17 protein-coding genes are annotated in these 24321 nt (G+C 73.6%); 1 reads left to right on the top strand and 16 read right to left on the bottom strand.

All coding sequences use genetic code 11. From position 1 onward, the window contains the following. Positions 1-12: 12 nt before the first annotated feature. The 9 genes from NH339_RS04930 to NH339_RS04885 are packed head-to-tail and all read right to left on the bottom strand — an operon-like array spanning position 13 to position 17821. Positions 13-1212, bottom strand: a complete 1200-nt coding sequence (locus NH339_RS04930) for an MFS transporter (protein ID WP_253023104.1) — start codon at positions 1210-1212, stop codon at positions 13-15. Then, on the bottom strand, positions 1209-5735 hold the full coding sequence (locus NH339_RS04925) for a non-ribosomal peptide synthetase (protein ID WP_253023103.1): 4527 nt from the start codon (positions 5733-5735) through the stop codon (positions 1209-1211). Before NH339_RS04925 ends, NH339_RS04930 begins: the two co-directional genes overlap by 4 nt. Positions 5736-5738: 3 nt before the next feature. After that, positions 5739-6362, bottom strand: a complete 624-nt coding sequence (locus NH339_RS04920; protein ID WP_253023102.1) for a phosphopantetheine-binding protein — start codon at positions 6360-6362, stop codon at positions 5739-5741. Then, positions 6362-7216 (bottom strand): class I SAM-dependent methyltransferase, encoded by an 855-nt coding sequence (locus NH339_RS04915; protein WP_253023100.1) that lies wholly within the window; start codon positions 7214-7216, stop codon positions 6362-6364. Before NH339_RS04915 ends, NH339_RS04920 begins: the two co-directional genes overlap by 1 nt. Beyond that, positions 7213-12861, bottom strand: coding sequence for a non-ribosomal peptide synthetase (locus NH339_RS04910; protein ID WP_253023098.1), 5649 nt, complete (start codon positions 12859-12861; stop codon positions 7213-7215). The genes NH339_RS04915 and NH339_RS04910 overlap by 4 nt, the downstream gene beginning before the upstream one ends. A gap of 19 nt (positions 12862-12880) precedes the next feature. Further along, the gene (locus NH339_RS04905; protein ID WP_253023096.1) at positions 12881-13069 is read right to left on the bottom strand and encodes an MbtH family NRPS accessory protein; all 189 of its coding nucleotides are present in this window, start codon (positions 13067-13069) and stop codon (positions 12881-12883) included. Position 13070: 1 nt separating this feature from the next. Next, complete coding sequence (locus NH339_RS18670) at positions 13071-16268, bottom strand: amino acid adenylation domain-containing protein (RefSeq protein WP_305883268.1); 3198 nt, start codon at positions 16266-16268, stop codon at positions 13071-13073. A gap of 22 nt (positions 16269-16290) precedes the next feature. After that, the gene (locus NH339_RS04890; RefSeq protein ID WP_253023094.1) at positions 16291-17100 is read right to left on the bottom strand and encodes a phytanoyl-CoA dioxygenase family protein; all 810 of its coding nucleotides are present in this window, start codon (positions 17098-17100) and stop codon (positions 16291-16293) included. Between the two features lie 37 nt (positions 17101-17137). After that, positions 17138-17821, bottom strand: a complete 684-nt coding sequence (locus NH339_RS04885) for a 4'-phosphopantetheinyl transferase superfamily protein (RefSeq protein WP_253023093.1) — start codon at positions 17819-17821, stop codon at positions 17138-17140. A gap of 80 nt (positions 17822-17901) precedes the next feature. Here NH339_RS04885 and NH339_RS04880 point away from each other — a divergent pair, with 80 nt between their 5' ends. Then, complete coding sequence (locus NH339_RS04880) at positions 17902-18384, top strand: GNAT family N-acetyltransferase (protein ID WP_253023092.1); 483 nt, start codon at positions 17902-17904, stop codon at positions 18382-18384. Positions 18385-18406: 22 nt separating this feature from the next. Here the strand turns inward: NH339_RS04880 and NH339_RS04875 are convergent, their stop codons facing one another. The 7 genes from NH339_RS04875 to NH339_RS04845 all read right to left on the bottom strand — a co-directional run bounded on the left by NH339_RS04875 (position 18407) and on the right by NH339_RS04845 (position 24311). Further along, on the bottom strand, positions 18407-18754 hold the full coding sequence (locus NH339_RS04875; protein ID WP_067861036.1) for a hypothetical protein: 348 nt from the start codon (positions 18752-18754) through the stop codon (positions 18407-18409). 602 nt (positions 18755-19356) lie between these two features. After that, entirely contained in the window at positions 19357-19851 is a 495-nt protein-coding gene (locus NH339_RS04870) for a Dps family protein (RefSeq protein ID WP_253023091.1), read from the bottom strand. A gap of 154 nt (positions 19852-20005) precedes the next feature. After that, positions 20006-21439 carry a PepSY domain-containing protein gene (locus NH339_RS04865; RefSeq protein WP_253023090.1) on the bottom strand — a complete coding sequence of 478 codons (1434 nt, stop codon included), beginning with the start codon at positions 21437-21439 and terminating at the stop codon, positions 20006-20008. 24 nt (positions 21440-21463) lie between these two features. Further along, positions 21464-22660 carry a Dyp-type peroxidase gene (locus NH339_RS04860; RefSeq protein ID WP_253023089.1) on the bottom strand — a complete coding sequence of 399 codons (1197 nt, stop codon included), beginning with the start codon at positions 22658-22660 and terminating at the stop codon, positions 21464-21466. Continuing rightward, on the bottom strand, positions 22653-23207 hold the full coding sequence (locus NH339_RS04855) for a copper chaperone PCu(A)C (protein ID WP_253023088.1): 555 nt from the start codon (positions 23205-23207) through the stop codon (positions 22653-22655). The genes NH339_RS04860 and NH339_RS04855 overlap by 8 nt, the downstream gene beginning before the upstream one ends. After that, positions 23204-23758, bottom strand: coding sequence for a copper resistance CopC family protein (locus tag NH339_RS04850; protein WP_253023087.1), 555 nt, complete (start codon positions 23756-23758; stop codon positions 23204-23206). Before NH339_RS04850 ends, NH339_RS04855 begins: the two co-directional genes overlap by 4 nt. A gap of 34 nt (positions 23759-23792) precedes the next feature. After that, a complete protein-coding gene (locus tag NH339_RS04845; protein WP_253023085.1) occupies positions 23793-24311 on the bottom strand; it encodes a hypothetical protein in 519 nt (172 codons plus the stop codon). Positions 24312-24321 lie beyond the last annotated feature (10 nt).

The raw sequence follows: 24321 nt of genomic DNA, 5'->3' as shown, positions 1-24321 counted from the left end.
GGCGCGGGCCGGTCAGGACTCCTGCGGGTCCTCGACCACGGCGAAGCTCCTCCGAGCGCCGGCCACCAGGACGGCGCCGAGGACGAAGAACCCGGCCGCCACCGCGAACGGCGCGGTGTACCCGAGGTAGCGGGCGAGGAGCCCGCCCAGGGCGGCACCCGCAGCGAGACCGGCGATGCCGACGAAGCGTCCCACTGCCCCGACCCGGCCCATCATGTCGGTCGGTGTGATCTTCTGGCGCACCGTCACCGCCATGACGTTCCAGACGACGGAGTGCGCGATGTAGGTGGCGAGCGCGAGGCCGACGACCCAGACCTGGTCGACGACAGCGATGACGGCGAAGGACGCGGCGCCGACGAGCAACGCCCCGACGGTCGTGGTGCAGTAGCCCAGGCGACGTCTCAACGGCGCCGCCACCAGGCTGCCGAGGAGTCCGCCGACGGCCGAGACCGACAGCAGGAGCCCGTAGCCCTCCGGACCGAGCCCGAGCACCTCCTTCGCGTACAGCACGAGGTAGGAGAACGGGATCATGTACCCGACGCAGGCGAGGCCGCCGACGATGACGAGGGTCCTCACCAGCTCGTGGCGCCACGCCCACCGGGTGCCGTCGGAGATCTGCTGCGTGAACCTGCGGTGCTCCTGCGGGGGCGGGAGGGTGTAGTGCCCGCGCAGGCTCAGGTAGGCCAGGCCTGCCAGGGTGAACGCGACGGTGTTCAGCAGCGACGGCGCGAAGGCGGCGAGCCCGAAGAGGAATCCGCCGAGCGGCGGCCCGACGAACTCGTCGATGACGACCTGGGTCCCGGTGATCTGGGAGTTGGCGCGGTCCAGACCCGCTGCCGGAACGGCCTGCGGAAGGATGGCGACGGCGGCGCTGTCGGCGAGCGTCTCGACGACACCCATCAGCGCGTAGACGACGTAGAGCGCGACCATCGAGACGTGGCCGCTCACGACGAGCATCGTGAGGGCCGCGAAGAGCACGCCTCGCGAGAAGCTCGCTGCCTGGAGCAGGCGACGCCGGTCGACGCGGTCCACGAGGACACCGATCCCCAGCACCGAGAGCAGCCGGGGGACGGTGTAGGCGACCGACAGCGCCGAGATCTCGAGGGGATCCTGGGTGAGGGTCACGGCGAGCAGCGGCAGGGCCACGAACGTGACGCCGTCGGCGAGGTTCGACGAGGCGTTGCCGGTCCAGATCTTGCGGTAGTCGCTCATGCGTCCTGTCCTGCTGTGGCGAGCGTCGTCGAGACGGTCGCGTGGGGGTCGAGCGCGGCTGCGAGGAGGACCCGACGGTAGGTGTCGACGAGCTGCGCGACGTCCTCGTCCGTGAGGGCGTCCGCGGCACGCTCGACGACGAGGCGTGCGCCGTCGTCACTGGTGTCCAGCGTGACGAAGAGGTCGAACTTGGACGTGTCCTGAGGTGCCGTGACGGGGGTGACCCGGAGACCGTCGAGCGTCAGCGGGGTACCCGCGCCGTGGTCGTGCGCGAACAGCACCTGCACGAGCGGGTTGGTGCCCGGTCGACGTTCCGGCGCCGCGGCGTCGACGAGCGAGGCCAGCGGCACCGGCGCGCTCGTCACGTCGAGCACCTGGCGGGCGTGTGCCAGGGCGAGGTCGATGATCGCCGGGTCGTCCGCTGCGTGGACGCGCAGGACGGCGGTCTCGACGAACATGCCGACGACGCGCTCCAGGCTGGGGTCGTCGCGCCCGTTGGCCGGCGTGCCGAGGAGGAGGTCGCGTTCACCCGTGAGGGACATGAGCGTGAGGGCCTGGACCAGGGAGCCGACGACGAAGACGGTGCTGTCGGCACGACGGGCCAGCGTCGTCAGGGCCCGCGCCGCGTCGACGCCGAGGTCGTGCTCGCTGGCACGGCCCACGAAGGCACGGCGGGCGGGGCGATCGAGCGATCCGACGTGCAGCACGGTCGGCGCGCCATCGAGGGCGTCGGCACGACGTCGCACGAGGTCGGCGAGCTCGGTCGGGTCCCAGGACCTGGTGGTCACGGAGTGTCCTTCGTGCCGGCGGACGTCCGCGAGCACCGCGACGGCGTCCCTGCGGCACCGGGCGTAGAGCTCGGCGAGGTCCTCGGCCACCACGCCGAGGGACCAGCCGTCGGCGACGAGGTGGTGGACCTTCAGCGCGAGAGCGTTGTTCCTGGTGTCGCGTGGCCACAGCTCCGCGACGAACAGCGGCTGTCCGCCGTGCACGTCGAGCGGTGCGTCGGCGAAGGACCGGAACCGCTCCTGCAGGTCGCTCGGGCCGAGCGGCTCGCCCCGCCGCAGCGGGGTCGGTGGCCCGGGTCGGGTGGCCGGCGGCATGGCGGCGGGGTCGATCCGGTGCCGCAGCAGCGGATGGCGCCACTGCAGGGCCTCGACGGCCGCCGCGAGCGCGTGCTCGTCGAGCGGCCCCTCGAGCTGCCAGGCCAGGGGTATGACGTAGGCGGCGCCGACGTCCTGGGCCGCCTCGACCCACCAGAGGGACTGCTGGGCGGGTGACAGGACGACGGGGTCCTGGGAAGGCACCGTGCGGATCGCCGGCCCCGAGGCCGGCCTCGGTCGGGCCCGGACGTGGACGGCGAGCGCCTCGACCGTGCGCCCGGTGAAGACGTCTGCGAGGGTCACGCGCGTGCCGGAGCGGTCGGTCAGTCGCAGTGCCAGGCGCAGGGCCGTGAGCGACGTCCCGCCCTCGGCGAAGAAGTCCCCTCCGTGACTGGACCCGAGCAGCTCGATCCAGCACTCGCGCACGAGTCGCTCCGCGTCGTCGTCCTCACGCTGCGTGCCGACCGCCGTCGGCGGCGGCTCGGAGGTCGTCCGGACCGAGGTCCCGAACGCCGGCAGGAGGTCGCGCACGGCCGTGACGTCCGTCTTGCCGTTCGCCAGACGCGGGAGCGAGTCGACGGGCACGACGACGGCGGGGACGAGCGCTCGGGGGAGCCGTCGGGCCAGGTCGCGACGCAACGCCCGCGGGTCGAGTCCGACGTCCCCCGTGACGGCAGCGGCGAGGCGCGCCGACCGAGCGTCCCGTTGCACCAGCGCGACGGCGGAGGTGACGCCCGGTGAGGCGAGCAGCGCAGCCTCCACCTCGCCGAGCTCGATCCTCAGCCCGTTGACCTTGACCTGGCGGTCGGAGCGTCCCAGGTAGACGAGTGCACCGTCCGGCCGTAGCCGCGCCAGGTCGCCGGTGCGGTAGCAGCGTCCGCCCGGCTCGTCCCCGACGGGGTCGGGCACGAACCGCTCGGCGGTCAGCCGTGGGCGGCTCGCGTACCCGTCGGCGAGCCCGGCGCCGGCCAGGTGGACCTCGCCGACCGCGCCGGGAGGCACCACGTAGCCGTCGCGGTCGAGGACGTACGCCCGCCCGCCGGGAACGGCCCATCCGATCGGTGGCGCCTCGCCGGCGGCCACGACGGCTGCGGTCGAGTAGGTGCAGTCCTCGGAGGGCCCGTAGATGTTGACCACCCGCTGCGCGCCGGCGGCCGTCAGGCGCTCGACCAGGCTGCGTGGCAGGGGTTCGCCACCTGCCGCCACGACCATGCCGGAGACGTCGAGCGACCCGATGTCGAGCGCGGCCGACAGGAGCGTGGGGACACCGGCGGTGAACGTCGACGCCGGGACCTCGCGGGGGCCGTCGAGCAGGGAGTCGACGAGGTGCACCGTGCCACCTGTCGACAGGGTCGGGTACAGCTCGACGGTGGAGACGTCGAAGGAGATCGAGGTCGCGGCGAGGGAGCGACGCAGCGGCGCGGTGCCGAAGACCTGCAGCGACCCTCGGACCATCGCCAGCACGGCGCGATGCGGGATCGACACGCCCTTCGGCGTGCCGGTCGACCCGGAGGTGTAGAGCAGGTAGGCCTCGTGCTCGGCCGTGACCTGGGTGACGGGGAGGTCGTCCGTCGTCGGTCCGACTGCGTTGCGCACGTCGATCGGGTCGCACACCTCGCCGAGGGGCTCGGGGACGGCGTCGTCGACGAGCAGGGCCCGGCATCCCGCGTCGCGCAGCATGAAGGCGAGCCGCTCGGTCGGGTAGGTCGGGTCGAGGGGCACGTAGGAGGAGCCGTGGGCCCAGACCGCGAGCAGCGCCGGGACGAGCTCCTCGGAGCGCGCCAGCATCACGCCGACGCGCGAACCGGGGGCCACGCCCTCGGCGTGCAGGCGGCGGGCCAGCACCCCAGCGCGTCCGACGAGCCCGGCGTAGGTGAGCGAGGTCGTGGCCGTGCGCACGGCCACGGTCTCCGGGGTGCGGCGTGCCGCGGCGCGCACCAGGTCCCACACGTGGTCCGCGGCCGGCAGCTCGACGTCGACTCGCTCGGTGTCCCAGGCGGGGGTCTGGGGCAGTGCTCCCGGGAGGTGGCGGAAGCGGCCGCGGACGTCGTCGTCGGGGTCCTGCGTGGCGGCGTCGGCGAGCAGCTGGACCAGGTCGAGCACACGATCGGCCGAGGCGCGGTCGACGACGGAGGTGGCGTGCTCGAGCTCCAGACGCAGGCGGTCGCCCCGCCGGTGCAGGGTGAGCGCGAGGTCGAACTTCGCGCTCCCGCCGTCGACCTCGACCGGCTCGGCCACGAGGTCCGGCCACGCAGCCCGCTCCCCGGTGTCCTCGGCGAGGGCGAAGGTCACCTGGAAGACGGGGGGTCGGCTCGCGTCACGATCGGCCCCGACCGCGTCGACGACGGCGTCGAGTGGCACCAGCTGGTCCTCCACCGCGTCGACCCAGGCGTCGTGGACGCGCCGGGCGACGGCACGGGGGACGGTCGTCCCGGTGAGGTCGAGGCGGACCGGGACGGTGTTGACGAACATGCCGACCACGTCGTCGAGCCCCAGCGAGGGGCGTCCGAGCACCGGGACGCCGACGACGAGGTCGTCCTGACCGCTCGTGTGGCGGATCGCGTCGGCGAACAGCGCGAGCCCGACGGAGAAGAGCGTCGTCCTCGCCGCCTGGGCCAGTCGCAGGAGTGCCGCGCTGGTCCGAGGGTCGAGCTCGCGCACGACGGTGGCCCCCGCGAAGTCCTGCGTCGACGGACGGGGCCGGTCGGTGGGGAGGTCCAGGAGCGCCGGTGCGCCCGCGAGCCGGTCGAGGACGCGGCGCAAGGCTTGCTCGGTGCCTTGGTCCCGCTCGGCCTGCTGCTCCCCGAGGACGTAGTCGGCGTAGCGTCCTGCCGGTGCCGGCCAGACGCTGTCGAGCCGGCGGCGCGCGTCGTCGTAGCAGCGGGCCAGGTCGCGGTCGATGATCTCGAGCGACCGACCGTCCGCCACGGCGTGGTGGACGTCGAGGAGGACGAGGTGGTCGGTGGCGTCGTAGCGCACCACCTGGAGCCTGGTCAGCGGTGCGCCGAGCACCTCGAAGGGGGTCGCGGCGGCGGCGCGGGCCCGACGGCGTGCATCGTCGGGCCGGTCCTCGGCGGGGATCGCCACGTCGAGGACCGGCCGGGCCTCCCGGGGCTCGCCCGGCAGGGCGAGCAGCATGCCCTCGTGGTGCACGAAGCGCCGGGTGAGCTGCTCGTGCCGGAGCTGCAGCCGTCGGTACGCCTCGTGCAGGGCCACCACGTCGAGCGGACCGTCGAACCGGGTGGCGGTCGACAGGTTGTAGGCCGCCGCACCACCGCTCCAGGACGACATCACGATCATCCGCTCCTGCACCGCGGACGGCGTGATCGCGGCGCGTGTGACGGGGTCGTCGAGCGCCCGCTCCACGAACGTCGCGCGACGGGCCGCCGGGAGCGACTCGAACTGCTCGTGCAGCGCCATCGACTAGACCTCGCTCGTCGGCGGGGCGGTGTCGGCGGCGCGTGCCAGGAGGACCTCCGGCGCGAGGCCGGTGGCCGTCGGCTCCGTCCTCAGGTGCGTCGTGAAGAGGTCCGTGCGCGGGAAGCGGAACAGCGTGACCAGCGCGATGGAGCTGCCGAGCGCCTCGTTCAACGCGCTCACCACGCGGATCGCGGTGAGCGAGTCGCCGCCGGAGCGGAAGAAGTCGACGTCGTCGGTGGCCGCGGTGCCCGGCAGGTGCGCCGACCACACCGCTCGGACGAGCTGGTCGAGAGGGTCGACGGAGGTCGTCGCCGGCGGGGGCGGCGGGGGCGCGCTCACCTGTGCATCGACGAGGCGGGCCAGCGCGGCCCGGTCACGTTTGCCCTGCGCGTCGCGGGGCACCTCGGGCAGGATCGCGACGTGCGCCGGTACGCTCGAGCGCGGCAGCGTGGAGAGCAGCTGTCGTCGGACCTCGAGGGCGTCGAGATCTGCCGAAGGTGCGGGGACCACGTAGGCCACGGGCACGGTCGGCACACGCTCCCCGGTCAGCAGCTCCCACGCGCGGAAGGTCCGTCCGGGCTCGAGCTCGCCGAGGCGCTCGACGAACTGCTCGATCGAGACCCCCATCACTTCACCGCCGTGACGACGCACATGGAGTCGGTCCACCAGTACTCGCAGTCCGGTGGCGGAGCCAGTCCGTCCACGACCTCGACGGCGAAGGAGGAGAAGTAGCGCAGGAGGCTGCGCTGGTGTCGCCGGCTGAGTGAGTCGCGCTCGTTGGTGTAGTAGGTGAAGACGCCACCCGGACGCAACCGACTGGCTGCGGCCGGGAAGAACGCCTCCGCCACGGTGGAGTCGCGCAGGACGAACTCGTCGAACTCCTGCTCGCTCGTCGGGAAGGCGTCCCAGAAGACCCCGTCGTAGAGGCCGAGCCGAGGCACCTGCTCCTGCCAGTGGCCCGACACCACCTCGATGTCCGCGTGGGGGCGCGTGGCCGCCCAGTCGCGGGCCACCTCGGCCACGCGGTCGTTGAGCTCGACGATGGTGTGGGACCGCACGCCGCAGTCCTCGATGAAGCCCGCCGAGAGCCCCAGGCCGAAGCCGATCTCCAGCACGTCACCGTGCGAGGCGGTCACGACCTCCGCCATCCGGCGCATGAGCGGGATCTCCCAGTCCTGCATCACCTGCTGGTCCTCGATCAGCAGCTGGCCGTCCACGTAGGTGGCGTCGCTCTTCTCCCACGCACCCGGGCTGATGGCGCGTCGGGTGTCGCTGCCGACGAAGTCGGGGGCGACGAGGTCGAGGTGGTGCAGCTGCTCCACGAGCTCGTCGACGGCGCGGTTCGTCACCCAGTGACGCTGTTCCCCGCGCGGCGCGCCGATGTAGGAGGACCGCAGGAACTCGAGGGTGATCTCGACGTCTCGCAGCCGTCGGCGCACCTGACGCGCGCGCAGGGACCTGTCGGTGCTGTCGTCGTTCACGTGTCGGTCTCCAGCTGGTCGAGGATCGAGTCGAGCAGGTCGTGCAGCTCGGGGTCGGTGGACCGGGCGGCGAGGTGCGTGCCCAGGCGGCGCAGGACGTCGTTCTTCAGGGACACGGACGTGACGCCCGCGTCGGCCACGCCGTCGAGGTCCTCCAGGGCGCGGACGATCTCGGCGGTCTCGACGCGGACACCGTTGATGGACAGCTGGTCGTCATCGCGTCCGAGGAACGCGAGCGACCCGTCGCGGCGCACGCGGGCGAGGTCGCCCGTGCGGTAGACACGGCCCAGGGACGGGTGGTCCAGGTAGCGCGCTCGTGTGCGGGCGGCGTCGCGGTGGTACCCGAGCCCGACGCAGGCGCCGCCCAGCACGAGCTCGCCCCGCACGCCCCGCGGGACCGGCTGGAGGTGCTCGTCCAGGACGGCCGCGGAGGTGTTCGTGATCGGTCGCCCGATCGGCACGTCGCCGTGCTCGGAGGGGTGGAGCTCATGGGCGACGGAGCCGATGGTGGCCTCCGTGGGGCCGTAGAGGTTGAGGAACCGCGCCCCGAGGTCGAGCCGCGGGAGGAGGGCTGCGACCCCTGGGGTCAGCTCCTCGCCGCCCACGACCACGACCTCGAGCGCCCGCAGCATCGACGCGGCCGCTGGGTCGTGCGCGGCGTGCTCGAGCAGACCGCGCAGGACCCCGGGCACGAGGTCGATGGTGGAGACCTGGTGCTCGGCCACGGAGCGGCAGAACGCCTCCGGTCTCGCCTGCAGCGTCGGGTCGCCGACGACGGTCGCGCCGCCGAGCGTCAGCGGCCACAGGGACTCCCAGACCATGCTGTCGTACTGCGGGGCGGTGGTCCACAGCACGCGTCGGGCTGCTCGGGTACCCAGCTCCTGACTCATCCACGCGAGCCGGTTGAGGACGCCCCGGTGAGCGATCTTCACCGCCTTCGGCTCGCCCGTCGTGCCGGACGTGAACATCGCGTACATGGGCTCGTCGAGCGCGCCGACGAACGAGGCCGCGAGTCCGGACGGCGGGGTCGGGCGGGCGTGTCGAGGCACGGTGACGACGGTCCGCGAGCCGTCGAGAGCCGACAGGACCTCCTCGTCCCCGACGACGACCGGGCTGCCGATGTTCTCCAGGGCCCGCTCGAGTCGCGCGGCGGGCCAGTCGGGCGCCAGCGGGACGAACGCCGAGCCCGCCGTGTTGACCGCCAGCATCGCCGCGACGAGCTCGGGCGACGACGGGAGGACCACAGGCACCAGTGGCGGTACGGCACCGGCCTCGCGGAGCCGGCCGACGACGTCGGCCACGAGGTCGCGCAGCGCGCCGTACGTGACGGAACGGCCACCCGAGACCACGGCCGTCGCCTCAGGATGGTCCCGTGCACCGTCGAGGAAGGCCTCGGCCACGGTGCGGGAGGGGACGTCGCCATCGCCGCCCCCGAGCACCGAGGCGAGGTCGTCGGGCAGGTCGACGGGGTCGAGGCAACGTCGTTCCGGATCGCTGAGCACCGCGTCCACCAGGAGCGCGAACGTGGTGGCCATGCGCTCCGCCTCCTCCTCGGACACCACGTCGAGGTCGTGCACGAGGTGGATGCGTGGGTCGCCCGGCGTGGGCCGGACGACGAGGGTGAGGTCCATCGTCGACGTCGACTCCGGCAGGTCGAAGGCCACGGCCTCGAGGGTGTCGAGGCGCATGGTCAGCGGCTCGGCCGGCTCCAGCACGACCATCGTCTGGAACAGGGGGTTCGTGTCGGCGCTGCGACCGACGCCGAGGTCCCTGAGCACCTCCTGCAGCGGGACGTCCTCGTGCTGCTGCGCGGCGAGCAGCTCGCGGGCGGTGCTGCGCAGGTGGTCGGAGACGGTCGGGTTCGTCGGTCGGTGGCAGCGCACGGGCAACGTGTTGACGAAGAAGCCGACGACGTCCTCCGTGCCGGGCGGCCGGTTGGCGCTCGGTGCTCCCACGACGAGGTCGTCTGCGCCGCACTCACGTGCGAGGAACAGCGAGAACAACGCGAACCACCACTGGTAGGTCGTCAGGCCCTCGCGTCGCGCGGACGCCTCCGCGCGGCGGAGAGCGTCGGACCCGAGTGGGACGGGTCGGCGTGCGCCGCGCCCGCTGCGCTGGACTGCGGTCGTGCGGTCGACGGGGAGGTCGAGCGCGGTCGGCGCTCCCGCGAGGAGGTCGTGCCAGAACGTCCGCCCCGCCGTCCGCGCCGGGCCGGACGACCGCTCGTGGATCGCTGCGTCGAGGTAGCTGACCGTTGGCGTGGGCAGTCGGGGCGTCGTGCCGCGGGCGATGGCGGTGTAGGCCGAGGCGACGTCGTCGAACAGCCGGCCGAGGGACAGCTCGTCGACGGCCACGTGGTGCAGGACGAAGAGGATCCGGGTCCCGCCGCTGGCTCGGGGAAGGACGCCCACCCGCAGGAGCGCTCCGGAGGAGAGGTCGAACGGGACGTCGACGAACGCCTGCTCCCCGACGGACAGGCCGGACCGGTCGTCCGCGACGGTCGCGTCGACCCGGGTCACCGTCGTGGGGTTCTCGGCTGCTGCGCTCTCGACCACCTGCTGCTGCAGCGTGCCGTCGACCATGCGCAGTGCCGTTCGGAGCGCGGGATGCGTCTGCTCGACGGCGCGGACCGCCTGCTCCAGCACGTCGACGTCGACCTCGCCGTCGACGTCGAACACGAAGGGTGAGTGGTAGGCCCGGGAGCCCGGGGCGAGCTGGTCGAGCAGCCACAGCCGCTCCTGCGCGAAGGACGCGGGGCCGACGGAGAGGCCCTGGGCGACGGGCGCGTCCCGGCCCCCGGTGGTGACCGACGGCGCGTCCTCGGGCCCGCCGGTCGATGGACGCACGTCGCCGAGCAGGGCGGCGGTGCCGCGTACGGTCGGGGCGGCGAAGAACTGCTCGGCCGCGAGGTCGGTGGAGTACTGCGACCGCAGCCGCACGAGGACGCGGGCGAGGTTCAGGCTGTTGCCACCCAGGTCGAAGAAGTTGTCGTCCGGGCCCGGCAGCTGACCGAGCACCTCGGACCACACCGCCGCGACCTCGCGCTCGAGCGGCGTGCTGCCCGCACCCGTCTCGGCGGTCGCCGACTCGGTGCGCAGCGAGACAGGCACGACGACCGGCGTGCCGTCCCGGACGACCCGGTAGACCGAGGGGCGCTCGTGGGGCGCCAGGGCATCACGTGCCTGCTCCGCGGCGCGGTGCACGAGCGTGGAGTCGTCGTCGACCTGCGGCTGGTTGACGGTGCGGGGCGCCGCGTAGGAGCGCGCCACGGTCGCCAGCGCCTCCTCGGCCTCCGCCCGGTCCTGCTCCGTGAACAGCACCACGTCGAGGTGGTCGGGCGACAGCGGGTGCGGCGCGGCCTCGCACGAGAGTCCGAGCGCCTGCGCCTGCGACCGTAGCGTGGCGACGCCCGCGCCCCGCGGCAGGGCACGCGCCACGATGGGGGCGCCGGGCTGCACGTGCTGCTGGAGATCATGCACGGTGAGGTCCGCTGCGGCGAGCTCGCGGACGGGGCGGGTGGCACGAGGGTCGGCGTCGAGCTCGAGCACCGCGTCGTAGCGGAACAGCGACATCTCGTCGACGGTGTCGACGTCCTTGCTCCGCGTCGCCACCCGTACGGGCCTGTCGTCCAGCACGGCGAGGTCGTGGAACCAGCGCGGTGCCAGCTGCAGCTCGATCTCCGCGCCCGACCGTGCGCCCTGCGGGGAGAAGCCTGGTTGGGCGGCGAGCCAGTCGCGGTAGGCGGGGTCGAGGTCGAGGTTGCGGACGTCGCCGACCACGACGTGTCCCCCCGGCGCCAGGGCAGCGGCCGCGCGATCCAGCACGGCGCGCAGCTCGCGCCCGCCGCGCAGGTACTGCACGACCGAGTTGAGCACGACGACGTCGAAGGTCTCGTCCCTGATCGGCAGGCTCGACCGGATGTCGCCGACGTGGAGCTCGACCGAGGCGCGGACGCCACGCTCCCGGACCTGCGTCTCGAGGGTCTCCACCACGTCCGGGACGAAGTCGATGCCGACGTAGCGCTCGACGTGGTCCACGATGCCGTGCAGGACCATCCCGGTGCCGCAGCCCAGCTCCAGGACCCGGCGGGGCTCCAGGTCGAGCACCCGCGCGACGGCGGCGTCGCGCCACGCCTCCATCGTCGCGAGCGGCACGGGCGAGCCGTCCACGGCGCTGAGCCACGACGTCGCGTCGAGACCGAGAGGGTAGGACGTCCGGTCGTCGGCGTAGAGCGCCTCGTAGACGGGCCTCCAGTCGTCGTCACCGGGCGGGCTGGGCTGGAGGTCGGCGACCAGCGTCGTGACGCCGCCCTCGCGCACCGTGTGCACCCGGGCGGACTCGATGCCGTGGACCTGGCCGAGCACACGGGCGACGCCCTCGGGACGGACGGAGAAGCCGTTGACCGAGAGCGTGGCGTCGATCCGGCCGTGGTGGACGAGGGCACCGGTGGCGGTCTCGCTCACGCAGTCTCCCGTGGCGTACATGCGCCCGCCGGGCTCGACGGCGAACGGGTCGGGCACGAAGGCCGCAGCCGTCGCCGCAGGAGCCTGGCGGTAGCCGAGCGCGGCGACGTCGGCTCGCACGTACAGCTGGCCGCGCCCGCCTGCCGCCACCGGCGTCAGGGACTCGTCCAGCACGTAGCCCACCACCCCGGGAAGCGGGTGACCGAGCGGCGTGCCTTCCTCGGTGTCGTCCTGGAGCGTGAGGGGGCCCGCCGCGTGGGTCGTGATGCCGGTCTCGGTGGAGCCGTAGAGGCTGTAGAGGGCGGGGCCGGGCCCGCAGGTCTGCAGCCACCGCGCGATCGCGTCGCGCGGCACCGGCTCGCTCCCGACGCCGACCACCCGCAGGTGGGTCGGCGGGCGGGGGACCTCCCCCCGTTCGATGGCCTCGAGCCAGACGATCCACAGGGACGTGGGCAGGTCGACGACCGTCACCCGGTGGTCGCGCAGGTGCCGGTCGAGCCCGACGAGGTCGGTGCGGACGTCGTCGGGCACGGGAACGCTGCGGCACCCGGCGCGCCAGGTGGTGACGACCTCCTCGAGCGAGATGTCGACGGACGACGGGTGGAGCTGGAGCACCCCGTCGTCCGGGACGAGCCGCAGGTGGGTGGCCAGTCGCGTCGCCAGGCGCGCCAGACCCTGGTGCGAGCTGACCACTCCCTTCGGCTCGCCGGTGGTCCCCGAGGTCAGGGTCACGTAGGCCGCATCGGTCGCTCCTGGGGAGCGGGTGCCGGCGGTCCCCTGCGCCGCAGGGTCCGCGAGGTCGACCCGCAAGGGGCGGAGCCCGAGGTCACGGGCGCGGTCCTCGTCGGGCCCGCCCATCACGAGGGCCACGGCACCGCGGTCACGGCCCACCACACGTGCGTGTCGCGCCGGGGCCGCGTCGGGCTCGAGCGGCCGCCAGACCGCCCCGAGCCGCCAGGTGGCGAGCAGGGCCGCGGCGAAGTGCGGACCTCTCGTGCCGACGTGGAAGACCGGGTCGCCGGGCGTGACGCCGAGCGCCTCCAGCTCGTGCCGGACCCGCTCGGCGCGACGGTCGACGTCGGCGAAGCTCAACCGGCCGTCGACGCCGTCGACGGCGACCGCGTCGGGGTCGCGCTGCAGGGCCGCGGCGAAGTGCTCGACGACGGAGGTCTGGTCCACCATGAGGGGTCTCGTCTCTCGATCAGCGGGCCGACGCGGGCCGGATGTCGGTCCAGACGGACTCGACATGGTCGAGGCACGCCTCCTTCGAGCCGACGAACCCCTCGGCCTGCCAGCCGACAGGGAGAGGTCGGCTCGTGGGCCACGTGGAGTACTGCTCCTCGTGGTTGACCACGACGGCGTGCTCCTCCGGTGTCACGTCGGTGCTCATGTCAGACGTCCTCCAGGTCTCTCATCAGGGTGTCGAGTCGCTCGTGCGCCTGCGCGGTGTCGGCTCGCGTCGTCTCGACCTCGACCGGTCGGGCGCGGTGGGCGATCGCGGTGGCCGTCCGTCCGTCCATCACGTCGCGAAGCGTCACCGCAGCGACACCGTCGGCGGCGAGCGTCCACACGAGGCGGTTGGCCAGGAGCGAGTTGCCGCCGAGGTCGAAGAAGTCGCTCGTCGGGCCGACGGCGGGCCTCTCCAGGACGCTCGCGATACTGCTGGCGACGGCGGCCACGAGTGGATCGTCGGCCGGTGCGACGGGCTCGCGCTCGACGTCGGTGCGGGCCCAGCGGTCCTCGAGGGCACGCGCGTCGATCTTGCCGTTCGGGGTGAGCGGGAAGCTCTCGACCTCGTACAGCCTGGCGGGGAGCATCGCCGGGGGGAGGTGGTCCGCGAGGTGGCGGCGCAGGTCCTCCTCGGTGGTCGCACCTTCGCCGGACCGCCGCCAGTAGCCGAGCAGCTCCGCGTGACCTCCCGCGCCACGCGTCGTGACGTACGCCTGGGCGACTCCGTCGGCGGCGTCGAGCACGGTGCGGACCTCCTCCAGCTCGATCCGGAAACCGCGGATCTTGACCTGGGAGTCGCGGCGGCCGAGGTACTCCAGTGCACCGTCCTCGGTGTAGCGCGCGAGGTCACCCGTCTGGTAGGCCCGCTCGCCCGGTCCAGTCCCGCGGGCGTGGGGCACGAACGCGCGCGCCGTGGCGACCGGCATGCCCGCGTATCCCTGCGCGAGGCCGGGGCCGCTCAGGTACACCTCCCCGACGGCACCGGGGGGCACCAGTCGACCGTGGTCGTCCAGCAGGTGCACGCACGTGGCGCCGACAGGAGCGCCGATCGGGAGCCACGCCGGCCACGTGTCCGGGTCCTGCGCAGCGGCGTACATCGTCGCGACGTGCGTCTCGCTGGGTCCGTACTCGTTGTGGAGGCGAGCCGCCGGCACGGACCGGAAGAACGCGCGGAGGGCGTCGGTCACCACGAGCTGCTCGGAGCCGGACACGACGACCCGCAGGCTCGCGGGTGCGACACCCTGCGCCACGGCCCCAGCGGTCGCCTCCAGGAGTGCGGGAGCGGGCATGAACAGCCTCGAGACCTCGTGCTCCTGCACCAGACGCATCGTCTGGTGGACCGCGTCGCGCTGCTCCTCGCTGATGAGCACGAGCGTGCCGCCGGTCTGCAGCGTCCCGAAGATCTCCTGCGCGGACACGTCGAAGCCGAGCGACGCGAACTGCAGCGTCCGGTCGCCGGCCCCGATCCCGGGGTAGGTCCGCTCCTGCCAGTCGAGCAGGTTCCCCACCGCCTGGTGGGTCATGCGGATGCCCTTCGGTCGCCCGGTCGAGCCGGACGTGTAGGTGACGTAGGCGAGGGCCTCTCCCGCGGGCCTCCTCGCGACCTCGGGTACCGGGAGCGGCGCCTCGTCGAGGGCTGGGCGGTCGATGGTCTCGACGCCGAGCGCAGGAAGGACTCCGACGTCCTCGCCGGTGAGCGCCACCCGGACGGCGCAGTCCGTCACGACGTGACGCAGACGCGCTGCGGGATGGTCGAGCGTGAGTGCGACGTAGCCTGCGCCCGCGCCGAGGACGCCGAGGACCGCCGCGACCATGTCGGGCGAACGGGGCACGGACACCCCCACGACGTCACCGACGGCGACCCCGCGCGAGACGAGGGCGGCGGTCCACCGGGACGCCTGGTCGAGGAGCTCGGCGTAGCTGGTCGTCCGCCCCTCGTGCAGGACGGCCGGGTCGTCCGGCCGGGCGCGCGCCCAGCGCAGGATCGGCTCGTCGAGCTGGTGGGCGACCGGGCCCCGTCCGGCGTCCGGACCTCGGCCGAGGTCGAGCAGGCGGCGCTCCTCGGCGTCGTCGAGGAGGTCGATCTGGGCAAGGGGAGTGCCGGGCGACCCGGTGACCTCCCGCAGGAGGCGACCGTAGCGTCGCAGCAGCGACTCCGCCGTGGCGGTGTCGACGGCGTCGGCGCGGTGCTCGAGGTGCAGGCGCAGGCCCTCGTCCGTCGGCTCGACGAAGAGGGCGAGGTCGAACTTCGCCGTCCGCGTGGGCAGGTCGATCCGTCGTACGTCCGCGACGTCCTCGAGCACGAGACCGTCACCGGGGGGCTGCCAGGCGAACCAGACCGTGAAGAGCGGCCCGTCCGGCTCGCGGCCCGTGACCGCGCGCGCCACCTCCTCGTACGCCATCTCGGTCGAGGCCTCGAGCGCGGCGAAGAACGCGTCCCGCGTGGACTCCACGACGTCGTCGAACGTCCGGTGCCCCGGGAGGTGTGGGCGGACCACCAGGGTGTCGAGGAAGTAGCCCACGAGGTCGCCCGCGCCGGGACGGGACCGCTGCGCGAGGGGGGTGCCGACGGCGACGTCGTCGTGCTGGCCGTGGAAGGCGACCAGCGTCGCCCAGGCAGCGAGGTGCACGACGTACTCCGTGCAGGCGTGGGCGGCGGCCAGGTCGCGGACCGCGGCGCTGGTCGCGAGGTCGACCGTGGAGGTGGCGTGTGCGCCACCGACGTCGGGACCGCTCCCGCTCGTGTCGCGACGCGGGAGGTCGAGCCGTGCCGGCGGGTCCGCGAAGGCCCGTGCGCGTCGGGCGATCCGGTCGTCCCGTCCCGGACCACGTGCCTGGAGCTCCTCCTGCCAGGCGCGCAGGTGGGTGGGCAGGATCTCGTCGTCCGAGGGCGGCGCCGCGGAGGCCCCGTCGCGGTAGCACCGGGCCACCTCCTCGAGCACGAGGTCCATGGACCAGTCGTCGAAGACGAGATGGTGCACGACGACGGCGAGCACGTGGCGGTCCTCCGCCTCGAGCAGCAGCGCTCGGACGGGGAGGTCGTGGGCGAGGTCGAAGGGCCGGTCCGCCAGCTCGTCGAGGACACGATCGACCTCGTGCGCGTGGACGCGGCGCCGCTCGACCCGGGCCCCGGTGCCGGGCTCCGAGGCCCACCCGAACGGACGACCCCCCTCGCTGCGCACCCGCATCCGGAACGCGACGTGGGCGTCGAGGACGGTCTCCACGGAACGGACCAGACGGTCGGGGTCGAGGCCGTGCCCGATCGCGTAGGCGAAGGGCACGTGGTAGGCCGCGCCCCGGCCCAGCGAGTCCTGGATCCAGATCCCCTCCTGGCCAGGGGTGAGGGGGATCGTCGTCATCGAGGTCCTCCGGAGGACCAGCTCATCGGCTCGATCCGACGCGCCGCTCCAGCGCGTGGTCGGGGACGGCCTCGAGCGGGTCGACGTCGCGGGCGGCCACGAACTCCGGACGGGGGTCCTCGACGGTCGCCAGCGCGTTCTCGACGCTGTTGTAGGTGAGCACCACCATCCGGCGGTCGAAGGGCGACAGGTTCGACGACGACGCGTGCAGCAGGAGGCTGTCGAACATCACCACGGTGCCGCGCGGCCCCTTCGGTGCCACCATCTCCCGGCCGGCGAGAGCGGCCTCGAGCGTCGCCGGCGTGATCTGGTGGCGCAGCGTCGAGGACAGGGTGTCCGTCCACGAGGTCCCGGCCCGCGTCTCGGTCGAGACCTGCCCGCCGCGGTGCGACCCGGGCACGAACGTCAGTGGTCCGTTGAACTCCGTGACGTCGTCCAGGAAGAGGGCGAAGTTGACGGCACGGGGCCGGGGCATCCCGTCCTCGAGGTGCCAGAAGGTGAAGTCCTGGTGCCACTCCCAGTGGTCCCCGACGAGCGCGCGCTTGGCGTTGATCTTGAACTGGTGCACGTAGACCGGGCCGCCGAGCACGTCCTCGGACAGGCTCAGGAACCGCGGGAGCCTGACGAGGTCGGCGAAGACGTCGCTGACGAGGTGGCCGCCGTGGTGACCCCGCACCGTCGTGCCGTCCGACTCGAGGATGAGCGCGGGTGACGGCGTCGCGACGAGGTGCTCGAACTCCGTGACGAGCACGTCCACCTCGGCGGGTGCGAGGTGGTCCTGGAGCACCACGAATCCGTCGCGGTCGTACGCGGCCTGGTCGAAACCGGTCATCGAAGTCCCCCCCCGGGATGCATCGGTCGTGACGACCCTAACACCGCCCGTGGACGGCAGGACGCCAGTGCATCGCCGCCGCCACGACACCGTCGCGTGCGCCCCAGCACCCCGGCAGACGGGCCGGGAGCGACGTTCGGAGGTCGGCGTCGAGGGTGACCTCGAAGGTGCCGTCGAGGTCGAGGTGCACGGTCGCGTCCTCGAAGCCCAACCACCGCCGTTCCAGGGGGAACCAGACCTTGTAGCAGGCCTCCTTGGCGCAGAACAGCAGTCGGTCCCAGGGGACGGAGCCGTCCTGGTCGGCTCGTTCGGCCAGGTGGCGACGTTCCGCCGGCGAGGCGACCACCTCGAGCACGCCGGGTGGCAGCGGCAGGCTCGGCTCGACGTCGATCCCGAGCCCCCGGACCTCCCCGGCCTGCGTCACGGCGCAGGCCGCGTAGTCGTCGCAGTGCGTGATGCTGCCGACCACGGGGGTCGGCCACAGCGGCTCGCCCTGGTCGCCTCGCGGGAGGACGGGCACGTCCCGGCCGAGCTCGGACAGGGCTGCGTGCGCGAGGAGTCGTCCGGTGGCCCAGTCGTCCCGGCGCCGCTCCCCCGCGCCGGGCACCTGACGGCGTTCCTCCTCGGCCAGGAGGTCCCACGCCTGACCGGTCGTGCCGGACCGTCGCGTCTCGTGGACCACCACCTCGTCCGGCAGCAGCGACGCGACGAGCGGGGTCACGGCTCGACCCTGCGGACGGCAGGTCGGCGGGGACGGTCCACGCCGACAGGCTAGTCGGCGCCAGTGCGAGGATCGGGCCCATGACCCACGTCCGTCCTGCGGTGCTCGCCGACGATGCCGCGCTGCTCGGTCTCGACCTCGCGACGTGGAGCCCGCGGTGGTCGCCGGGCGAGCCGCCGGCCCGCGACACGTTCTTCGGCGAGCGCAACGGCGGTCCGGGCGGCTTCCTCGTGGCCGAGCGGGACGGTGCGGTCGTCGGCTACGTGGCGCTCCACCCGGCGGGCGGCCTGGCCACGCACGCGCACGTGCGCACGATCGACGGCCTGGCGGTGGACCCGTCGGCCCAGGGCCGGGGGATCGGCGAGCTGCTGGTGCGCGCGGCCGTCGAGCGGGCGCGCGCCGTGGGCGCCGCGAAGGTGACGCTGCGGGTGCTGGGCACGAACCCGGCGGCGCAGCGGCTCTACGAGCGCTGCGGCTTCGGCGTCGAGGGGGTGCTCGTTGGCGAGTTCCTCATCGACGGCTCACCCGTGGACGACACGTGGATGGCGCTGCACCTGCGCTGACAGGCACCGCTCAAGGCGCCGCTCAGATCGTCTGGGCGACGACGTCGAGCTCGACCGGCACGCTACGGGCGCTCGACCCGGCGCTGATCCACAGCCCGACGGTGCGGGCGGCGTCGGGCTCGCTGGGGATCCACTCCGCGATCCACGCGGCGACGGCGCGGTCGGCGGTGCCAGGCCAGACGCGGTGGACGGTGACACGGGCGGGCGTCTCGAGGACGGGGAGGTCGACGTCGGGATCGATCTCGACGACCACCTGGCCGTACACGTCGGCGGGCAGCAGGGCCAGCGCCGACTGCAGCACCACGAGGTCGTCGGCGCAGCCGGCGAGCAGCACGTGCTGCAGCGGGACGCGGCGACGGTGGGACCTCATGAGGTGAGTATAGGCTTACCTGCGCCGTCTGAGGCAAGGGTTGCCTATCTCACACGAGCGGTTCGGTTTGCTTGTGGCGCGGATTGCGTCGCTTCCGACCGTCGTGGGCGCGGGGCTGCGTTGGTGCGGCCGGTACGGGGCGGGGGCCTCCGCAGGGGCCTCGACCGGATGACCCCAGCGCCTCGACCGGGCCTGGGGGCTGCCGCTGCGCTGTTCCCTCGTCGGGCGGTGACTTCTCCACCGAATGGACCGGTCGGCCGGGGTGCGCGGTGTGGTTTCCACCCTCTGAGCGCTGGGACGGTGGAGGAGTCGCCACCCGGGGCGGGGATTCGGTGGAGGACGCACCATGGCCCCGGCATGGGTGGCTCAGCAACCGCAGCGGCCTCTCTGAGGTTGCAGATCCACCGATGGGGGCGAAGGCCGGGACGGCCGACCACGCGGGGCGCGCCTGCTCCGTCGCGGCCTTTCGGAGACCGCCCCCGGCACCGGCCGCACCAACGCAGTCCCGACCCGAAGCTGTCGACGGCGCCGAGGGCAGACCGCGGCCGAGGACGCAGCGAGCCCGGCCCGCGCGTGGCGGACCGGGCTCGACGACCGGGCGATCAGGCGGCGATGTGCGCCTGGAGCAGCCAGCGGTCCTTCGTCAGGCCGCGCTCGATCTCGATGGCGACGTCCTGGCTCGACAGGTCGATGTCGTCCAGGCCGGTGATCGCGGTGCGGATCGTGACGAGGGCGGCGTCGATCTGGGCGACGGCCTGCGCGACCGTGGTCTGCCAGGGCTGGAAGCCGTCGGACAGCGCGGGCAGCGTCGACTTCGCGGCGACGGTGGCCAGACGCGAGTCGAGCGGCAGGCCGAGGGCGACGATGCGCTCGGCGGCGGTGTCGGCGTAGTCCTGCGCGTGGGCGACGAGCTGGTCGAGCGTCTCGTGTACGCCGGCGAAGGCGCTGCCGCGCACGTGCCAGTGGGCCTGCTTGCCGTCGACGACGAGGGCCTCGAGGTCGTGGACGACGGGGGTGAGGAACTGGGCGACGCCGGCCGCGATCTCCGACGTGGTCGCGAGGGCCGAGGGGGCGTCGGTGTGGGTGGTCGAGGTCATGGTGCACGTCCTTCTCAGTCAGGGTCTCTGATCTCTACAACGCACATCGTTCCCAAGAATTCCATCGTGTGCAACGTAGATCAGGCTCGCCTCACGGAGCCCAGGCTTGCCTCGCCCGCCTGGAACGACGGGCGAGACGAGCCGTACGGAGCGCTCAGCCGACCGGCAGGTCCTCCCGCGGGCGGTCGCGCTCGTCGGCCGCGGACCGACGAGCGCGGGCGGCCAGCACGAGGTCGAGGAGCAGGAACACCGCCAGGGAGACGCCCAGCAGCGGCACGAACCACCCGACCGCCAGCGTCACCAGGACGACACCGACGAGCACCCCCGGCGAGAGGCGTCGCCACGTGCCGGGTGCCGGCGCGCGCCCGACCCGGGCCGTGCCGCGCGTGGGACGACGCTGCCACCACGACCGGTAGCCGAGCAGCGTCACGGCGATCAGCCCGAGCGCGACCGCGGCCAGCACCAGCTGGTTGAGCAGCCCGAACAGCACGCCGACGTGGGCGTCGATGGTCCAGCGGGTGAGCTTCGCCGCCAGCGGCTCGTCGGCGAAGCGGATCTCGTCGACCACGGACCCGTCACGCGGGTCGACGGCCACGGAGTCCAGGCGCGTGGGCGCGCTGCGCTTCTTCTCGGCGACGGTCCACGCCGACGCGTCGTCGACGGGCGCGGTGAGGAGGAGCGGGTCCTGCAGCCCCGCCGCGCGCGCCGCCGCGAGCACCCCGTCGACGCCGACGCCGCGGCTCACGACGTCGTCGGAGACGCCCGACCCGGGTCCCCCGTGACCCCCGTGCGCACCGTGGCCCGACGACCCGCTGTCCTCGCCGTCGAGCGACGTCGTCAGGGTCGTGCCGGTCCAGGAGAGCGCCGTGCGCACCTCGGCCACGTGCTCGCCGGCGAAGCGTGACCAGGTGAGTCCGGTGGCCGACAGGAAGAGGGCACCGAGGGCCAGCCAGACGCCGAGGGTCGCGTGCCACGACAGGGTGCGGCGGCGTCCCGTCGCCGACTGCTCCGGCAGCAGCAGGCGGCGTGCGCGTCGGTCGGTGCGCCGCTTGGTGAACCAGAGGGCGAGGCCGCCCAGCACGACGACCCAGAGCCAGCTGGCGGCGAGCTCGCTGTAGTAGCGCCCGACGGTGCCGAGGTGCAGGTTGCTGTGCAGCTCGTTCAGCCAGGCGCGCACGCCCAGCCACTGGCCGTACTGACGCTCCTGGCCGAGCACCTCGCCGGTGTAGGGATCGACCATGACGGCGCGGTAGGAGTTCTCGGGCACGTCGGCGTCGGTGAACACGACCCGGGTGCTGCTGTCGGGGGTCGCGGGCGGCCGGATCTCGACGAGGGTCCCGTCGGGGTGCGCCTCGCGGGCGACGGCGAACTGCTCCGAGAGCGGCAGCTGCGCACCGCGAGGCTCGACGGTGAGCTCGTCGGCGTAGACGGCGCGCTCGATCTGCGGTGCCGCGGTGTAGACCAGCCCGGTCACGGCGGCGACGAGGATGAACGGCGCGACGAGGACGCCGGCGTAGAAGTGCAGGCGCAGCACGAGGGGCTTGAGCTGCGCCCAGACGCCCGGTCGGGCGTCGGTGGTGGAGGTCATGGTGGTCCTTCGCAGGAGAGGAGGTCAGGTGAGGAGGGACTGGCCGAGCTGCTCGCCGCGGCGGGCGCCGGGCAGCACCGCGAACACGGCGGAGCCGATCGGGGTGGTCCACTGGTTGAGCAGGTCGAGCTCGGCGAGCCGACGCTGGAGGGGTACGAACTGCGCCTCGAGGTCGGCCTGGAAGGACACGAAGACGAGGCCGGCGTCGGTCAGCTCGCCGGCTGGCGGCGGGTCGTCGTAGTTGTACGGCCGGCGCAGGATGCGCTGACGACGGTCCTTCGTCCTGGCCCGGCGGACGTGGGCGAAGGGGTCGATGACCTCCAGCCCGTTGGCGTCGAGCGCGTCGAGGTCGGGGTCGTCCTCGAGGCGTCCGCCGGTGAGCGGCCGCCCGTCGTCGAGCCGGCGCCCGATCGTGCGCTCGCGCGCAGTCCGGTCGACCTCGTCCCACGTGTCGAGCTCCATGCGGATGCGCCGCACCACCATGGTCGTGCCGCCGTCGAGCCAGGCCGGACCGTCGGGCGTGGTCGTGGCGCTGCGCCACACGAGTGCGTCGTGGTCGGCGGGCCGGGGGTTGGCCGTCCCGTCGACCTGGCCCATGAGGTTGCGTGGCGTGCGGTCACGCCCGAGTGGGCCGCGGAAGCCACGCTGCACCCACCGGACGGTCGTGAACGTGCGTGCCTCCTTCGTGAGCAGACGGAGGGCGTGCGAGACGACGAGCTCGTCGTCGGAGCAGATCTGCAGCAGCAGGTCGCCCCCGCTCCACCGGTCCTCGAGCCGGTCGACGGTGAAGTCCGGCAAGGGACCGAGCCACGACGGCACGGCGACGCCGGCGGCCTCGACCGCGCCGGGCCCCACGGCGAGCGTGACGGTGAGTCCGCTCGGGCGCAGGGCCAGCTCGGGCTCGGTGTCGGCGAGGCCCGCGCGTCCCGCCGTCAGACGCTCCACGTCGTCGGTCCAGATGGCGAACAGCCGGCGGAGGGCGTCGGCGTCGACACCGTCGCGGAGGTCGTAGGCGACGAGCAGGCCGTGGTCCTGCGGCGGGGTGACGACGCCGGCCTGGTGCGCCCCACGGAACGCGACGGTCCGCGTGCCGGGGTCGGCGGCGGGCGGTTCGTGGGCCACGGCCGACGCCCCGGCCGCGCCCACGACGACACCGGCCGCACCGACCGAGCCGGACGTCAGGAGCGCCCGCCGCGAGAGTCCGCGACGCGGCTCACCCATGGTCGCCGTGGTCCGCGTGCTCGCCGGTGTCCCCGTGGTCCATGTCCCCGTGGTCGGTGCCGCCCTGGTAGTCCTCCTCGGCACCGGAGAAGGAGCGGGCCGGAGCCGTGAACGACATCGTCGAGTCGTCGGAGAACCGGATCGTCACGCGCACGTCCTGCCCGGGCTCGACCGGTCGGGTGAGGTCCATGAGCATGATGTGGTCGCCGCCGGGCTCGAGCGTGTGGGTCTTCCCGGCGGGGACGACGATGCCGCCCTTCTTCTGACGCATGACCATCTGTCCGTCCTCGTCGGTGGCCATCTCGTGCAGCTCGACGCGGCCCGCGACGCCGTCGGTCGTGGCGGAGACGATCGTGACGTCGCGGTCGGCGGCGTTGCGGAAGGTGCCGAACGCGGCGGTCATGCCGGAGTCGGCGGCCTTGACCCAGGGGTCCTGCACCGAGACGGTCGACGCCTGGGTGGCGGTCGAGGCGTCGGTGGAGGAGCCGCAGGCGGTCAGGCCGACGGCGGTGACGGTGACGAGCAGGAGGGTGGTGAGTCGCTTCATCGGGTGTGGTCCTTGTCGGAGGTCGGGGTGGTGCGGGAGCGGCGCACGAGGACGACGACGGCGGCGAGCAGCACGAGGGCAGCGAGGCCGCCCAGCGCGTACGCGCCGTAGCGCGACGTCGAGGAGACGTCGGTCGCCGTGCGCTGGGTGGGTGCGGCGGTGGCCGGGGTCCGACCGTCGCCGAGGGAGAACGCGACGACGCCGTCGACCGGGTGTCCGTCGGCCGACACGACGCGCCAGACGAGCGTGTAGCGGCCGTCGGGCAGCGTGGTGTCGGGTGCGTCGGCCAGGAGCCGGGTGCCGTCGGCACGAGGCGTCAGCGTGGCCACGGTGTCGCCGTCACGGCGCAGCACCATGGCAGGGCTGATGTCGCTGACGGGCTCGTTGAAGCGCAGCTCGAGCTGCTCCGGCAGGGCCTGGACGGTCGAGCCGGTCTGGGGGTTGGAGCCGATCAGTGCGCTGTGCGCCGACGCGGCGAGCCCGGGCAGCAGCACGAGCAGGCCGGTGAGCAGGCACAGCAGCACGGACCGACCCCGGAGGGTCGGGTGCATGGGTGTCTCTTCCGGGAAGGGGGTGGATCGGTGGTCAGACCGATGCCGGGGGTGCCCTTCCGGGAGGCAGCGCGATGCGCGCGACGGCGTGCAGCGACGACGTCGTCGAGACGAGGAGGACGGTGCGCGGCGCAGGCGTGAGGACGCGCCGGATGCGCAGCGCCCGCAGGGCGAGGTGGTCGAGGATCGACAGGAGGGCGCGCTCGGCGCGGGGGACCACGGCCACGAGGAGCGCGGCGGCCAGGCCGTGGGTGAGCAGCATGAGCGTGCCGCCGCCGCCCATGGCGGGGTGCTGCGCCATCGACACGCCGTGGACGGCGCCCTGCGTGAGCAGGAAGGCCGCGAGGAGCGTGCGAGGGGTCCAGCGCTGGCCGCTCAGCATCCACGCGAGCGCACCGACGCCCACCGTGATCGCACCCAGCGCACCCAGCGAGGGCGCGGCGCCCCCGGCGGCCTCGTGCGCCCCGACGCCGAGGCCCGTGGTGAGCGCGCCGACGAACGCAGCACGGACCGTACGGGCGTGGCCCGAGGTCAGGCGGCGGTCTGCGCTCACCGGCACACGG

Origin of the sequence: Aeromicrobium sp. CnD17-E (assembly GCF_024124745.1) — a bacterium.
Taxonomy (GTDB): domain Bacteria; phylum Actinomycetota; class Actinomycetes; order Propionibacteriales; family Nocardioidaceae; genus Aeromicrobium.
Note: the sequence above shows the minus strand (reverse complement) of the source record. Positions and strands in the feature narration are given on the sequence as shown.

Bases quoted from the DNA above. Each gene is read 5' to 3' on its own strand.
- NH339_RS04930 (WP_253023104.1), bottom strand. From the start codon at position 1,212: ATGAGCGACTACCGCAAGATCTGGACCGGCAACGCCTCGTCGAACCTC.
- NH339_RS04925 (WP_253023103.1), bottom strand. From the start codon at position 5,735: ATGGCGCTGCACGAGCAGTTCGAGTCGCTCCCGGCGGCCCGTCGCGCG.
- NH339_RS04920 (WP_253023102.1), bottom strand. From the start codon at position 6,362: ATGGGGGTCTCGATCGAGCAGTTCGTCGAGCGCCTCGGCGAGCTCGAG.
- NH339_RS04910 (WP_253023098.1), bottom strand. From the start codon at position 12,861: ATGGTGGACCAGACCTCCGTCGTCGAGCACTTCGCCGCGGCCCTGCAG.
- NH339_RS04905 (WP_253023096.1), bottom strand. From the start codon at position 13,069: ATGAGCACCGACGTGACACCGGAGGAGCACGCCGTCGTGGTCAACCAC.
- NH339_RS18670 (WP_305883268.1), bottom strand. From the start codon at position 16,268: ATGACGACGATCCCCCTCACCCCTGGCCAGGAGGGGATCTGGATCCAG.
- NH339_RS04890 (WP_253023094.1), bottom strand. From the start codon at position 17,100: ATGACCGGTTTCGACCAGGCCGCGTACGACCGCGACGGATTCGTGGTG.
- NH339_RS04880 (WP_253023092.1), top strand. From the start codon at position 17,902: ATGACCCACGTCCGTCCTGCGGTGCTCGCCGACGATGCCGCGCTGCTC.
- NH339_RS04875 (WP_067861036.1), bottom strand. From the start codon at position 18,754: ATGAGGTCCCACCGTCGCCGCGTCCCGCTGCAGCACGTGCTGCTCGCC.
- NH339_RS04870 (WP_253023091.1), bottom strand. From the start codon at position 19,851: ATGACCTCGACCACCCACACCGACGCCCCCTCGGCCCTCGCGACCACG.
- NH339_RS04865 (WP_253023090.1), bottom strand. From the start codon at position 21,439: ATGACCTCCACCACCGACGCCCGACCGGGCGTCTGGGCGCAGCTCAAG.
- NH339_RS04860 (WP_253023089.1), bottom strand. From the start codon at position 22,660: ATGGGTGAGCCGCGTCGCGGACTCTCGCGGCGGGCGCTCCTGACGTCC.
- NH339_RS04855 (WP_253023088.1), bottom strand. From the start codon at position 23,207: ATGAAGCGACTCACCACCCTCCTGCTCGTCACCGTCACCGCCGTCGGC.
- NH339_RS04850 (WP_253023087.1), bottom strand. From the start codon at position 23,758: ATGCACCCGACCCTCCGGGGTCGGTCCGTGCTGCTGTGCCTGCTCACC.